The following is a 13724-nucleotide window of genomic DNA, read 5'->3' as shown; positions in this document are numbered from 1 at the left end:
ACCAGTGGATACCTCTACTTGGCCACCAGTGGGTACTTTTTCATGGCCACGGACACGCTTCCGCCGCCGATTTGCTCCAGTCCTTTGGTGGCTAGAGCACCTCCGCACCGATGATGATGACACCGGAGAACCTAACCTTCACTACTACTGGCTAATGAACCTCGGATCGGAATCCGCCACGAACCTGTCGGTGGAGTCGACGTCGGGTCTTCAGAGCACGGGACCGGGGGTTAGAGTATTGAAGTCAGGTGAAAATCACGAGATGACTGTACTTTCAACCGATTTCGACAATGATTGGTTTTTAGTAAGCTGGGCAGACGCCAGCGACCACAGATACCTTCGTTTCCAATGGTTTCCAATGAATTCGAACGGCCCTCTGGGAGACATATGGGAGCAGCAACGGGACGCTGCCATGTGGCGCAGTTGATGGCAGCGCTGGATTCCAAGGCGGCGGAAGACCAAGCAGGTAGGTCCAGGTGCAGGAGTTTTTGCCTCCGCTATACGCACTGGTGTCAAGCAGAAGTCCCCGCAGCAATTCCAAAGAGCTCGTAGCCTTTTTAAGGCAACACAGGGGTCTGCTGCACCGATAGGTAACAGTTTGACCTGACCTACCTATTGGGTTCCAGTTGCGGTGGCTAACTGACGGCGGTGAGGGTGTCGTTGGTGAAGGATAGTTCGTATTCGATCGGGGTGCGGTAGCCCAGGGCTGAGTGGCGGCGTCGCCGGTTGTGGAAGATCTCGATGTAGTCGAAGATCGCGTTGGCCAGCTCGACCCGGGTCTTCCATTTCTGGCGGTCGAGCAGCTCGATCTGCATCGAGGACCAGAAGCTCTCCATCATCGCGTTGTCCAGTCCGTCACCGATCGTGCCGAACGATGGGACGAGCCCGGCAGAACGGATCTTCTCGCCGAAAACCCAAGAGGTGAACTGAGTTCCGTGATCCGCGTGAACGATCCCGCCGGCTGGTGGGCGGCGGTTGCGGATAGCCATATCCAACGCGTTGACCACGTGCGTGGAATCCGCCTTTGAATCCATCGACCACCCCACGATCCTGCGGCTGAACGCGTCGAGCACGGCGCAGCAGTATAGCCAGCCTTCGCGGGTCCGGTGCTGAGTGATATCGGTGACCCACAATTCATTTGGGGCAAGGCGGTGAAACTTGCGGTTGACCAGATCGTCGGCGGTAACCACCCCGCGTAACCGTTTGACCCGTACCGGCCCGGGTAGTCCGTAGATGCCCGCCTGGGTCATCAGGACCGACACCGTGCGCGAGCAAACCGTGATGCCCATACCGAGAGTTAGTTCGGCGTGGATGCGTCGGTAGCCGTAGGTCCGGCGGGAGGCGATGTGGATCTCGCGGATCAGTCCGGTCAACCATTGCCGGCGCAGCTGGGTCGCGGTGACCGGTTTTCGCTTGTGTTTGTAGTAGTTCTGGCGCGTCACACCAAGAATGAGGCAACAGCGATCAACGGATGCCCCGGCGTCGACGAGTCGGTCGATCACCGGGTAGAGCTGTAATGAGGGTGGTCGGCCCGAGGCTGGCTGAGATGCTGGACCTGGCTCGTGCTCGTGACTCTCGGTAGAGCGGACCCACGCACGTGGTGTCTGGAAAAGGACATGTCCGAGCCCGGGTCGGGTTCGGCCTCTGCGTCCGGGTGTCCTAATTAGAAGCCCGTCCGCCCACTGCGCTGGGTGTGACTCATTACAGTTGTGACTCCGAACGACCCTCGGCGGCCGAGTAATTCACGCAGCACTCGACCGAGAGGAACCACAACGATGATCGTCGCTGAAGCCTTCGAACAGGTGGTGGGTGTCGACACCCACGCCCGCACCCACACCTTCTGCGTCATCGACGCACACAACGGCGCGGTGCTCGCGGTCGCCACCTTCCCGAACACCAGTCCGGGACACCGCCGGGCGCTATCCTGGATCCGCCGACAGAGCCCAGCAATGAACGTATTGGCTGCGGTCGAGGGCACCAGCTCCTACGGTGCCGGCGTCACCGCAGCCCTGAGGGCTGCCGGCATCGAAGTCACCGAAGCTCGTCCCGTGGGCCGTCGCCGCGATCGTGCGGGCAAGTCCGATGTGATCGATGCTGAGCTCGCCGCACGATCAGTGCTCGGGGTCCAACGGGAACGCATACCGGTACCCCGCCAGAGCAGTGAACGCGAGGATCTGCGGATTCTCTTGGCCGCACGCAGGCTTCTTGATCAGCAGCGCACCGCGAACCGCAACGCCTTGACCGCCCTGCTACGGACAGTCGACCTTGGAATCGATGCACGCAAACCACTGCACGACAACCAGATCCGAGTGATCGCCGCATGGCGAATCAACCACAAGCCGGCCGCCAGGAACACCCACGCGGTCGCACGCCAAGAATCCCGTCGACTGGCCAGAGCGGTCCTGGAACACACGCTGCAGCTGCAGGACAACCATCAGCAGCTGCGCGCCCTGGCCGCGCACGCAGCCCCCGGCCTCCAAGAGCTCTCCGGTGTTGGACCAGTCACCGCCGCCATCATCATCTGCGCCTACTCCCATCACGGGCGCATCCGCTCTGAAGCTGCCTTCGCAGCCCTGGGCGGCGTGGCACCACTTCCAGCGTCATCAGGGAACACCACCCGACACCGTCTGTCCCGCGCCGGGGACCGCCAACTCAACCGCGCATTCGACATCATCGTCCGCAGCCGAATGATCAGCGACCCAACCACCCGCAGTTACGTCGCCCGACGCACCGCAGAAGGCATGTCCACCCGCGAAACCCGACGCTGCCTCAAACGCTACGTCTGCCGATCAGTGTTCCGACAACTGCACGCCGCCGCTTGACACCAGACCATAGAAGCGTCCTTTTGGGCGGGGCTTGTCCTCCCCGAGAAACGTCGCGGCCTGACGGACAATCGCCAGCTCGGTTTCCAGCTCGCGGATCCGGCGGCGAGCCGCGCGCAGCTCGGTCGATTCACTCGACGGCAGGCCGGGTCGCACACCGCGGTCGATGTCGTCCTGCTTGATCCACTTGGACAAAGTGACGGGATGAATGCCGAGATCATCAGCAGTCTGCTTCTGCGGCTTGCCTGCGCGCACCAGCGCAATCGCGCGGGCACGGAACTCGGCGAGATAGGGGCGTGGCATGACGGTCAGCCTTTCGTACGGGCTGCCAGCTAGTCACTGAATCTGGAACCCGGACGGTAGGTCAGGTCAAGGTGTCACCTATTCGTGCAGCAGACCCCTCGGGCCCGATCGTTGACTGGCATAAGAACCCCTTTGAGATGCTAATGAACAAGGACTGCCCCTTTGCTCACCTAGCGGACTCTGAGGGCCGGCGCCATCGGCGGCTAACTAACGTGGACATGTCGGGTGACCAGACACATCCGGGCTAGCGGGGTTTTGGGCTTTCGTACCGCCCCCCGCGTTGCGTAGCCGCTGCACGTCAGCATACATCTGTTAAATAGCTGAAGGCAATAGAAAAGATCGTTGACCTCTATATTTGTAGCTATATTGCACACAGTTTCGTTTGCTGGCAAACTTGTGAGGCTAGAACTAGCCTGCCACAGCGTGTTGACCTGCGGAGATTGACTTTGGCGGTGCACATGCCGCCTCCACATGCGCCGACATGCATGTAGCTGGGGCGCTAAAAGCTGACGCCGCACAACCGCCGAAGGTGCTGGAGCCGCCGAACAATTTAAAAAGCCACGTGCTTGCTGACGCCATGCTGACGCAGCCCAGATTTCGGACCGCGAGCGGGTAGGCAAAATAGTCGCGAATATGGTCTCTACCTGCATTTATACCTGGTGGGGCGGGCGGGGCTCGAACCCGCGACCAACGGATTATGAGTCCGCGGCTCTAACCAACTGAGCTACCGCCCCTGGCCAACTACGCACCACGCACCTACCCGCGCGCTGCACGCCGTTGAGACTAGCGCCTGCCGGCAGCCCGTTATCGCCGAGCCTCGTCCGGATTCTCCGCAGCATCGGCCGCCGCGATGAGCGCCCTGGCCAGTCGACGCGCCCCCTGGGACGTGATCGGCCAATCGGGACACAACCCGCCGACGGCAACCCGGGACACGACCCGGCCGTCGGCGTACTGCAGGCCGTGGATGCTCACGGTGATATCGGAGCCGCCGTTAACGCTGTCGACGGTCCATTCCCTGCCATCGAATAGGCGAGCCCCGCCGTCCCAGCCGGCGATCCGCTTCGCGCCGACGGGTGCCTCAACATCAGGATGACCGGTCATGGTCGCACTTCTCTCCCGAGATGTCGTTCTCCGCGCCTCACGGTACCGGCGCCCAACGAACCCACACAAGCGAACATCGCTGTGCTACAACGCAATCCGAATGTAACCAGCAAACGTACCGCGCGTAGCGAAACCGTGAACAACCTAGTAGAGGTAGACCACCGCGTCGTTGCCGCCGTTGCACGTCACCAACGATCCGCTGGCGGCACAGGTCATGGTGTAGTGCTGGCCAGTCACCGGGCTCACTGCATCGACTTGTCGCGGTGTCGAACTAGCCGGACCGCTGGCCCCGTACGCCTGCCGCACCTGTTCGGCGAAAGCACAAGTGGTGCCCGGCGATCCGGCCGCGGACTGCGCAAACCCACCCGCCGGCCCACCAGACGGAGGACACACCTGAGCCCCTGGCGGAAGCGCCACCGGCGCCCGAGACGAGGACGTGGTAGTGGCAGCTCCGGGAGCCTGCAGCGTCCACACCGCACAGTGCTGGGTCTTGAACGCGACGTCGCCCGCCTCCACCCGCACCACCTGCGGAGCGTTGCCGGCGCCGTTAGCAATGATGTCCTTGTAGCTGCCGTTGAGCCCCCGCAGCCGCTCCCAATAGCAGGACTCGCCGCCCTCGGACCGATATGTGCCGGGCTGGATGTCCACCCCCACTTTGAAGGTGCCGTCGCCCGGAATCGTCTTGGTAACCGGACCCGCAGACACCGACGTAGACGCAGAAGTAGACGAGGACGACGGCGGAATCGACACCGTTGTCCCGGGATAGATCGGCGGTAGCCGGCTTGGACCCTCGTCGCGGCCGGTCAACGACGGCATGGCCGATCGACCACCCGTCCCACCGCAGCCCGCCACGACGAAAACCGCCGCCACCGCGACCCAGAAAACCGCTCTACGAGCCATAACCCGTCAGCTGAACACCGTCTGACCGCCGACGTCGATCAGGTAGCGCTCGGTGCCCTCGGAAACCCGAGGCGCATCGGCACCCAACGACACCGCAATCTTGTTGCTGGAATTACGCATGACGTCAAAGGTGAGCTCCACGGCCTCCGCCTCCGAGAAACGGGAGCGCACCTCGGCGGCAGCGTCGACGACGAGGTGCGCAGGGCTCCAAATTAACGCATCTGCATACCGCAGGGCGGCTTTTGCGCGGACATCGATCATGTCCGATTCCTCGTACCGCGATATCTCGTCGTACAGCGTCTCCGAACCGCCCGCGTCCAGCGCGTTTCCTTCACGCAGCGACTTGCACAACCGGCAATTGTGCTGGGCTGCCACCCGCAGCCGAACCAGCTCGGAGGTGATCGGATCGAGCGCACGCATCCGGGCCACCGCGGGCAGCAACCGGGCGAACAATACCTCCGAAGGGTCGGTGCCGTTATCCCAGGCGATCGGCCCGCTCACCCATCCCAGGTACTCCGCACCGACGTCCAGCGCTTCCAATCCGGCCCGCACCCGCGGCACGAAATCTGCAATGTAGATCGAGGCGACGTCTCGAAAAGTATTGTCGCCCAAGTATTTAAACAGCCGGGACCGTTGCTCGACGGTGACCATCGAAACGTCGACGCTGAACTGCTCGGCAAATTCGGCGACGGCGGCTTCGGCCTCCGACTCGGGCTCAGTCACTGCGACCTCGGCGGGCAACGGCGGCAGCAACACCGCCTCGGCACATACCCGTCGCACCAACCCCACCAGGCGAGCATCACCGGTAGACAACGCGACCAACTGCGTGAGTTGATCACTGAGAACTGGAGCCGTCATGCTCACACGCTACTGCGCCTGGCTCACCGACGACATGTGGAAATCCGGTATCCGCAGCGACGGCATTGCCACCCGGGTAGCCCAATCCGACCACTCCCGCGGCAGGGTCGTCTCGCTGATGCCGGCCTCGGTGGCCCGCCGCAGCAAGTCCAGCGGGCTCTCGTTGAACCGGAAGTTGTTGACCGCAGCCGTCACCTCACCGTCCTCGATCAGGTACACACCGTCCCGGGTCAAGCCGGTGAGCAGCAGCGTCGTGGGGTCGACCTCGCGGATGTACCACAGCGTGGTCAGCAGCAACCCACGCTCGGTGGCTGCCACCATGTCGGCAAGCTCGACCGACCCGCCGGTCATGACGAGGTTGTCGGCGGCGACCGCGACCGGCGCGTCGTACTTGGCCGCGGTGGCCCGCGGGTACGCGAGCGCGTTGATCACTCCGTCACGGATCCAATCCACTTGCTCGATGTGCATGCCGTTGTCGAACACCGACACCGTCTCCGAGGAGTTGCTCGCCGCAACGAACGGCATACACGCCAAGCCCGGCGCGGCCGGGTCGGTGAACATGGTCAGCGGCAAGTCGGTGAGCCGCTCCCCCAGCCGCGTTCCGCCACCGGGCGCCGACAGCGCGCTTCGGCCCTCGTGCGCGCCCCGCCCCGCCATCTTCCAACCGAGGAAGATCATCATGTCGGCCACCGTCGACGGGGGCATCAGGGTTTCGTAGCGACCGGCGGGCAACTCCACGGTGTGCTCGGCCCAGCCCAACTTCATCGACAACTCGTCAAGCAGCGAATCTACTGGCACGTCAACGAAATCGGCCGTGCCGATTCCCGCCCAAGCGCTGGCGTCACCGCGTTTGGCATTGAGCTCGATCGCGCCGGCGGGCTGGGTGTAGCGTCGGCGCAAGCCCGTCGAAGACGCCAGGAACGTAGTCTCGACACTATGGTGGGCATACCCGAACAACCGGTTGGGGCCGCGGAATCCGCGGTTCAACTTGCCGATCGCACTGCCGAATACTTCGGCTCCGGTGCCGGGTATCGGCGCATCCCAATCGACCGGCTCCCCGGAATCACCAAGCAGCGGCGCGGCATCCCCGGCCTCCGGCGCTGCGCGCGCGGCTTCCTGCGAAACCTTGACCAGCCTGGGCACCACCGCCGGGTCCACCTCAGCGGACACCACGGTGCCGACAAAGGCCCTATCGTCTTGGCGCACAATCGATATCACGGTCATGCTGCGGCTCACCGACACGCCGTTGGTGGTCATGGTGCTGTTAGCCCAGCGCAGCGTCGCCTCCATGCGATCGGTGACCAACACCATCGTCTCGTCGGCACGGCCGGCTTTCGCCGCTTCCTCCAGAACCAGGTTGACCAGGTGCTGTGGTGTGATCATCGGCCGCCCTCAGTACGGGTGTTGAGCACGCTGATGTTTCGGAACAGCGCCGACGGGCAGCCGTGGCTGACGGCAGCCACCTGACCGGGCTGGGCCTTGCCGCAGTTCATCGCCCCACCCAGCCGCCAGCTCGACGGGCCGCCCACGGCCTCCATCGAATTCCAGAAGTCGGTAGTCGTTGCCTGATAAGCCACATCGCGCAGTTGCCCATACAGCCCCCCGTCGCGGATCCGGTAGAACCGCTGGCCGGTGAACTGAAAGTTGTAGCGCTGCATGTCAATTGACCATGACTTGTCACCGACGATATAGATGCCGTCGTCGACGCGGCCGATCAGATCCTCGGTGCTGAGGTTGTCGGTGCCCGGTTGCAGCGACACGTTGGCCATCCGCTGGATCGGGACGTGATGCGGCGAGTCGGCGTACGAACACCCGTTGGAGCGCGACTCCCCCAATCGCGGGGCGAACACGCGGTCAAGCTGATAGCCGACGAAAACGCCGTCGCGCACCAGATCCCAGCTCTGGGATGCCACCCCTTCGTCGTCGTAACCCACACTGGCCAAACCGAATTCGACGGTGCGGTCCGCGGTCACATTCATCACCGACGAGCCGTACTGCATGGTTCCGAGTTTGTCGGGGGTAGCGAACGACGTGCCGGCGTAAGCCGATTCGTAGCCGATCGCGCGGTCGTATTCGGTTGCGTGCCCGATGGATTCGTGAATGGTCAGCCACAGGTTGGTCGGATCGATCACCAGATCCGTGGGACCCGGCATCACGCTGGGCGCCCGGACCTTCTCGGCCAGCAACGACGGCAGCTCGGCAAGTTCGTCGGTCCAGTTCCACACCTCGTCGCCGGCGACGGCTTCCCAGCCCCTGGCCGTCGGCGGCGCCAACGTACGCATCGAGTCGAAGCTGCCCGCGTCCGCGTCCACGGTCACCGCCTCCAACGACGGCATCACCCGCACCCGCTGCTGGGTGATCCACGACCCGAAGCTGTCGGCGTAAAACGTCTGCTCCTTCACCGTCGTCAGACCGGCCGACACATGGTCGACGCCGTCGGCGTCGAGCAACCGTCCGGAGTAGTCCTTGAGGACCGCGATCTTCTCTGGCGTGGGAACCATGAACGGGTCGATCTCGTAATGCGACACCCAGGACGCGTCGGCGTAGACCGGCTCGGGTGCCAGCGTCACGCGCTCTTTGTTCAGCGGCGCAAGCACGGTGGCGACGTGCACGGCCCGGCGCGCGGTGGCCGCCGCGACATATGGCGACAGTTCTGGGTGGGAAGCGAACCCCCAGGTTCCCGCGACTATCACCCGGACCGCCAGGCCGATCTCCCGGTTGATGACGGAGGTCTCCAGCTCGCCGTCGCGTAGCTGGATGATCTCGGTACTTATCCGGTGAACGCGCAGGTCGGCGTAGCTGGCGCCGGCCGCGAGCGCGGCCGATATCGCGGCCTCGGCCAAGTCGTAGCGCGGCAGTTCCAGGAAGTCGGCATCGATCCCCCGATTCGGCGTCACGGCTACACCGTAACGACCGGCTTTAATACATCCATGAGCGACGCGCCACGCCGGACCACCGCGCTGGCCTACGCCCTATTGGCGCCGAGCCTGTTCGGCGTGGTCGCGTTCTTGTTGCTGCCCATCCTTGTCGTCGCCTGGCTGAGCCTGTACCGCTGGGATCTGCTGGGTCCGCTGCACTATGTCGGGCTGGCCAACTGGCATTCGGTGCTTTCCGACGGCAGCTTCGGCGACTCGCTGCTTGTGACCGCCGTCTTCGTGGCGATCGTGGTTCCCGCGCAGACCGTGCTGGGATTGCTGGCCGCGGTAATGCTGGCCCGCGGCCTGCCCGGCACCAATTTCTTCCGGACGCTTTACGTGTTGCCGTGGATCTGCGCGCCGCTGGCCATCGCGGTGCTGTGGCGCTGGATCCTGGCCCCCACCGACGGCGCGGTCAGCACCATTCTGGGGCGCCGCGTCGAATGGCTGACCAACCCCGACCTCGCCCTGCCGCTGGTTGCCGCTGTCGTGGTCTGGACCAACGTCGGCTATGTCTCGCTGTCATTTCTGGCCGGCCTGCTGGCCATTCCCGACGACATCCACAACGCCGCCCGCACCGACGGCGCGAGCGCCTGGCAACGATTCTGGCGGATCACCCTCCCGATGCTGCGGCCGACGATGTTCTTTGTCGTGGTCACCGGAATCGTCAGCACCGCACAGATTTTCGACATCGTCTACGCCCTGACCGGCGGCGGGCCCGAGGGCAGTACCGAACTGGTCGCCCACCGCATCTACGCCGAGGCGTTCGGTTCGGCGGCCATCGGGCGGGCATCGGTGATGGCGGTGGTGCTGTTCGTCATCCTGGTCGGCGTCACGTTCGTCCAGCATCTGTACTTCCGCCGGCGGATCAGCTATGACCTCACGTAACGCCGCCATCTACGCCGGGCTGGTGCTGGGCGCGCTGATCACGTTGCTGCCGTTCGTACTTGGCTTGCTGACGTCGTTCACGTCGGCGCATCAGTTCGCGACGGGCACACCACTGCAAATGCCGCACCCGCCCACGTTGTCCAACTACAGCGATCTGGTAGGCGCCGGCTTCGGCCGGGCCGCGATCGTGACCGCGCTCATGACGGCCGTTATTCTGCTGGGCCAGCTGACCTTCTCGGTGCTGGCCGCTTATGCGTTCGCGCGGTTGCACTTTCCCGGACGCGACGTGTTGTTCTGGGTCTACATCGCGACCCTGATGGTGCCCGCGACCGTCACCGTGGTGCCGCTGTATCTGATGATGGCTCAGCTGGGTATGCGCAACACATTCTGGGCGTTGGTGTTGCCCTTCATGTTCGGCTCGCCGTACGCGATCTTCTTGCTGCGTGAGCACTTTCGTCTCATTCCGGGTGAGCTGATCAACGCCGCGCGCCTCGACGGGGCCAACACCTTGGACGTGCTCGTGCATGTGATCATTCCGTCCAGCCGCCCGGTGCTGGCCGCGATGACCCTGATCACCGTTGTCTCCCAGTGGAACAACTTCATGTGGCCATTGGTGATCACCAGCGGCCGCAAGTGGCGGGTACTGACGGTGGCCACCGCCGACCTGCAGTCCCGGTACAACTCCCAGTGGACCTTGGTGATGGCGGCGACAACCGTCGCGATCGTGCCGCTGATAGTGCTTTTCGTCGCTTCGCAGCGGCACATCGTCTCGTCGATCGTGGTCTCGGGGCTCAAGTGAGTACTTTTGGTTGCGCCGAGATTGCCGTCATGGCTGCGATTTGCGACGATCCACGACCTTCACGGCAATCTCGGCGGAGACGGCGCCCATGAGGCCCCGCTTCTCCACCCTGGTCGCCACCGCGCTGGCGATGGTCGCGGTGCTGCTGGGTGTCACGGCGGTGGCGCTGGGCCGCGAAGGCGAACCCGGCAGCGGCAAGATCGTCGTCACGGTGCGGCTGTGGGCCGAACCAATCGCCCAGGCCTACCGGGAATCGTTCGACGCCTTCACCCGTACCCATCCCAACATCGAAGTGCGCACCAATCTGGTGTCCTACTCCACCTACTTCAACACCCTGCGCACCGATGTGGCCGGCGGCAGCGCCGACGACATCTTCTGGCTGTCCAACGCCTACCTCGCCGCCTACGCCGACAGCGGCCGGCTGATGCGCATCGCCCCCGACCCGGACTGGGAGCCGGCAGTGGTCGACCAGTTCACCCGTGGGGGTGTGTTGTGGGGCGTGCCGCAACTGACTGATGCCGGCATCGCGGTGTTCTACAACGCAGACCTGCTGGCCGCAGCCGGCGTTGATCCCGCCCAGCTCGACAACCTGCGATGGAGTCCCGACGGCAACGACACGTTGCGGCCGTTGCTGGCCCGGCTCACCGTCGACGCCGACGGACATCGCGCGGGGACAACAGGTTTCGAGGCCCGACGGGTCCGCCAGTGGGGCTACAACGCCGCCAACGATCCGCAGGGCATCTACCTCAACTACATCGGCTCGGCCGGCGGGTGGTTTCAGCGCGACGGTGAGTTCGCCTTCGACAACCCGGCCGCGGTGGACGCCTTCCGATATCTCGTTGGCCTGATCAACTATGACCACGTTGCACCCCCGGCTTCCGACACCAACGACAACGGCGATTTCTCGCGCAATCAATTTCTGGCCGGAAAGATGGCCCTATTCCAGTCTGGCACTTACAGTTTGGCCGCGGTGGTCCGCGATGCGCCCTTTCGCTGGGGTGTGGCGATGATGCCCGCCGGCCCCAAGGGCCGGGTCAGCGTCACCAATGGCATTGCTGCAGCTGGCAATTCAGCCTCCAAGCACCCCGACGCGGTACGTCAGGTGCTGGCCTGGATGGGCAGCAGCGAGGGAAACGCATACCTGGGTCGCAGCGGTGTGGCCATTCCTGCGGTGCTTTCGGCGCAACCTGGATACTTCGCTTACTGGAAGACCAAAGGTGTAGATGTCACACCGTTTTTCGCCGTTCTGAACGGGCCACGCATCCCGGCCCCCGGCGGAGCCGGCTTTGCCGCCGGCAATGAAGCGCTGCAGCCCTACTTCGACGAAATGTTCCTCGGCCGCGGCGATGTCGTGACGATTCTGCGGCAGGCTCAGGCGGCGGCCAACGCCGCTGCGCGGCAGTAGCCTGCACGCACCCGTAGGACGCGGTGACGGCAGGGACACCGTCGGTTCATCCGTGTGTGCCAGTGCTGCCGTTACCCCCAGCGACGCCGGCGGTTCCGGGAGGCGTGCCGGCACCGCCGCTTGCGCCACCACCCCCTGTGCCACCCGTGCCGCCGACGCCACCGGCGAAGCCGTTACCCTTGCCGCCGGTACCGCCTCTTCCGCCGGTGCCGCCGTTGCCCCCGTTGCCACCGGCGCCTCCGGCAGTTGAGGTGCCGCCGATGCCGCCCCCGCCCCCGTCTCCGGCCGTGCCGCCGACCCCACCGATACCTTGGGTTGCGAAGCCGCCGGTGCCACCCATGCCTCCGGTGCCTCCGATACCCCCGGCGCCTGCGGCGCCGGAGAGACTGCCACCCCCGGCCCCACCAATTCCTCCTTTACCGCCAAGGCCACCCGAGCCGCCCTGCTTGCCAAAAGCCGTGGTGGCACCCCCCAGACCGCCTTGACCACCTACACCGCCTCCACCGCCAGCGCCACCAGTGCCGGTGCCGGTTGCCATGCCGCCTTTGCCGCCGTTGCCGCCAGCGCCTGCGGTGCCGCCTGTGTCGCCGATGACGTTGAGGCCATCGGTGCTGTGGCCGCCGCTCTGGCCGCCGTTGCCACCCGCCCCGCCGGTGCCACCGGCGCCTGCGTTCCCGCCGGCGTTTGCGTTGCCGCCGACGCCACCGTCGCCGCCGACGCCTCCCGTGCCGCCGATATCGGTCCCGCCGGTGAAGTTGAAGTTGGCGTTACCGCCGCTGCCGGCGGCCCCGCCGGTACCCCCGGTTCCGCCGTTGCCCCCTCCGGTCGCGGCGCCGCCGGTGCCACCCACGCCTCCGTTGCCGCCCGTTCCGCCCTTGCCGGGGGCTGAGATAGTTGTAGCTCCCCCGGCGCCGCCCTGGCCGCCCGTGCCACCGGTTCCGGCGTTGCCATGGTCGATTGCGGCGCCGCCTTGGCCGCCTTTGCCGCCGTTGCCGCCGTTGCCACCGGTGGTGCCGGTGCCACCCGCTCCGCCTGTGCCGCCGGTTCCGCCTTTGCCTCCGGTGCCACCGTTGATGCCGCCGATGCCGGCACCACCGTCTCCGCCCTGGCCACCTTGACCACCGGCAGTGCCCGTACCACCGGTGGTACTGCCGTTGTTACCGGCCATACCGGCCCCGCCTTGACCACCTTGCCCGCCCGTACCACCGGTGCCGGCGCCACCGGGCCCGCCGCCCTGGCCTGCCGCACCCGCACCGCCACCAGCTGCCCCGCCGCCGCCGCCGGCCCCGGCGTCACCGCCCTTGCCCCCCTTGCCGCCGGCGCCCGCGCCGCTACCGGCATCGGGGGTTCCGGTCCCGCCGGTGCCACCGGCCCCACCGGTACCACCGGTTCCGCCTTTGCCCCCATCACCATTAGTCCCGCCGAACCCGGCGCTACCGCCCGCCCCGCCCTGGCCGCCTTTGCCGCCTGCGGTACCGTCTCCGCCGGTTGCGCCGGTGGTCCCGCTGGCCGGGGTGCCGCCTTTACCGGCCCCACCCTGACCGCCGGTACCGCCATTGCCGCCGATGCCGGCGTCGCCAGTAGCACCCACCTGACCCGACGCACCTGCACCGCCACCGGCAGCCCCACCACCGCCGCCGGCCCCGGCATCACCGCCCTTGCCCCCCTTGCCGCCGGCGCCCGCGCCGCTGCCCGCATCGGGGGTTCCGGTCCCGCCGGTGCCACCGTTCCCA

The 13724-nt window shown here is 65.5% G+C and carries 10 protein-coding genes, 1 tRNA gene and 2 pseudogenes; 4 read left to right on the top strand and 9 right to left on the bottom strand.

Annotated elements, in window-relative coordinates; genetic code table 11:
• Positions 1 to 635: 635 nt before the first annotated feature.
• Positions 636 to 1508 (bottom strand): annotated as a pseudogene (locus BST12_RS27200) (IS3 family transposase); the annotation flags it as partial.
• Between the two features lie 267 nt (positions 1509 to 1775).
• Between BST12_RS27200 and BST12_RS27195 the strand changes: the two are divergent.
• On the top strand, positions 1776 to 2822 hold the full coding sequence (locus tag BST12_RS27195; RefSeq protein WP_083116301.1) for an IS110 family RNA-guided transposase: 1047 nt from the start codon (positions 1776 to 1778) through the stop codon (positions 2820 to 2822).
• Positions 2823 to 2858: 36 nt separating this feature from the next.
• Here the strand turns inward: BST12_RS27195 and BST12_RS27190 are convergent.
• The 7 genes and pseudogenes from BST12_RS27190 to BST12_RS27160 all read right to left on the bottom strand — a co-directional run.
• Positions 2859 to 3125 (bottom strand): annotated as a pseudogene (locus tag BST12_RS27190) (transposase); the annotation flags it as partial.
• 657 nt (positions 3126 to 3782) lie between these two features.
• A tRNA-Ile gene (locus tag BST12_RS27185) sits at positions 3783 to 3859 on the bottom strand.
• Between the two features lie 70 nt (positions 3860 to 3929).
• Complete coding sequence (locus tag BST12_RS27180; RefSeq protein WP_083116299.1) at positions 3930 to 4226, bottom strand: hypothetical protein; 297 nt, start codon at positions 4224 to 4226, stop codon at positions 3930 to 3932.
• 144 nt (positions 4227 to 4370) lie between these two features.
• Positions 4371 to 5126 (bottom strand): Rv1352/Rv1906c domain-containing protein, encoded by a 756-nt coding sequence (locus BST12_RS27175; RefSeq protein WP_083116298.1) that lies wholly within the window; start codon positions 5124 to 5126, stop codon positions 4371 to 4373.
• Positions 5127 to 5132: 6 nt separating this feature from the next.
• Complete coding sequence (locus BST12_RS27170; RefSeq protein WP_083116297.1) at positions 5133 to 5984, bottom strand: carboxymuconolactone decarboxylase family protein; 852 nt, start codon at positions 5982 to 5984, stop codon at positions 5133 to 5135.
• Positions 5985 to 5993: 9 nt separating this feature from the next.
• Positions 5994 to 7367: a metallopeptidase TldD-related protein gene (locus BST12_RS27165; RefSeq protein WP_083116296.1), complete on the bottom strand. Its 1374-nt coding sequence runs from the start codon at positions 7365 to 7367 to the stop codon at positions 5994 to 5996.
• The gene (locus tag BST12_RS27160) at positions 7364 to 8881 is read right to left on the bottom strand and encodes a TldD/PmbA family protein (protein ID WP_083116295.1); all 1518 of its coding nucleotides are present in this window, start codon (positions 8879 to 8881) and stop codon (positions 7364 to 7366) included. The genes BST12_RS27165 and BST12_RS27160 overlap by 4 nt, the downstream gene beginning before the upstream one ends.
• 33 nt (positions 8882 to 8914) lie before the next feature.
• Here BST12_RS27160 and BST12_RS27155 point away from each other — a divergent pair, with 33 nt between their 5' ends.
• The 3 genes from BST12_RS27155 (at position 8915) to BST12_RS27145 (ending at position 11991) form a co-directional block, all read left to right on the top strand.
• Positions 8915 to 9787: a carbohydrate ABC transporter permease gene (locus BST12_RS27155; protein ID WP_083116294.1), complete on the top strand. Its 873-nt coding sequence runs from the start codon at positions 8915 to 8917 to the stop codon at positions 9785 to 9787.
• Positions 9774 to 10586 (top strand): carbohydrate ABC transporter permease, encoded by an 813-nt coding sequence (locus tag BST12_RS27150; protein ID WP_083116293.1) that lies wholly within the window; start codon positions 9774 to 9776, stop codon positions 10584 to 10586. The genes BST12_RS27155 and BST12_RS27150 overlap by 14 nt, the downstream gene beginning before the upstream one ends.
• Before the next feature lie 88 nt (positions 10587 to 10674).
• The gene (locus BST12_RS27145; protein ID WP_083116292.1) at positions 10675 to 11991 is read left to right on the top strand and encodes an ABC transporter substrate-binding protein; all 1317 of its coding nucleotides are present in this window, start codon (positions 10675 to 10677) and stop codon (positions 11989 to 11991) included.
• 46 nt (positions 11992 to 12037) lie between these two features.
• Here BST12_RS27145 and BST12_RS32335 read toward each other — a convergent pair.
• Positions 12038 to 13724, bottom strand: a 1687-nt coding sequence (locus BST12_RS32335; protein WP_211281374.1) for a hypothetical protein, incomplete at its 5' end; no start/stop codon positions are given.

Source organism: Mycobacterium angelicum, from assembly GCF_002086155.1.
GTDB lineage: Bacteria > Actinomycetota > Actinomycetes > Mycobacteriales > Mycobacteriaceae > Mycobacterium > Mycobacterium angelicum.
Note: the sequence above shows the minus strand (reverse complement) of the source record. Positions and strands in the feature narration are given on the sequence as shown.

Coding starts and splice junctions, on each gene's coding strand:
- BST12_RS27175 (WP_083116298.1), bottom strand. CDS start 5,126: ATGGCTCGTAGAGCGGTTTTCTGGGTCGCGGTGGCGGCGGTTTTCGTC.
- BST12_RS27195 (WP_083116301.1), top strand. CDS start 1,776: ATGATCGTCGCTGAAGCCTTCGAACAGGTGGTGGGTGTCGACACCCAC.
- BST12_RS27145 (WP_083116292.1), top strand. CDS start 10,675: ATGAGGCCCCGCTTCTCCACCCTGGTCGCCACCGCGCTGGCGATGGTC.
- BST12_RS27165 (WP_083116296.1), bottom strand. CDS start 7,367: ATGATCACACCACAGCACCTGGTCAACCTGGTTCTGGAGGAAGCGGCG.
- BST12_RS27180 (WP_083116299.1), bottom strand. CDS start 4,226: ATGACCGGTCATCCTGATGTTGAGGCACCCGTCGGCGCGAAGCGGATC.
- BST12_RS27170 (WP_083116297.1), bottom strand. CDS start 5,984: ATGACGGCTCCAGTTCTCAGTGATCAACTCACGCAGTTGGTCGCGTTG.
- BST12_RS27155 (WP_083116294.1), top strand. CDS start 8,915: ATGAGCGACGCGCCACGCCGGACCACCGCGCTGGCCTACGCCCTATTG.
- BST12_RS27150 (WP_083116293.1), top strand. CDS start 9,774: ATGACCTCACGTAACGCCGCCATCTACGCCGGGCTGGTGCTGGGCGCG.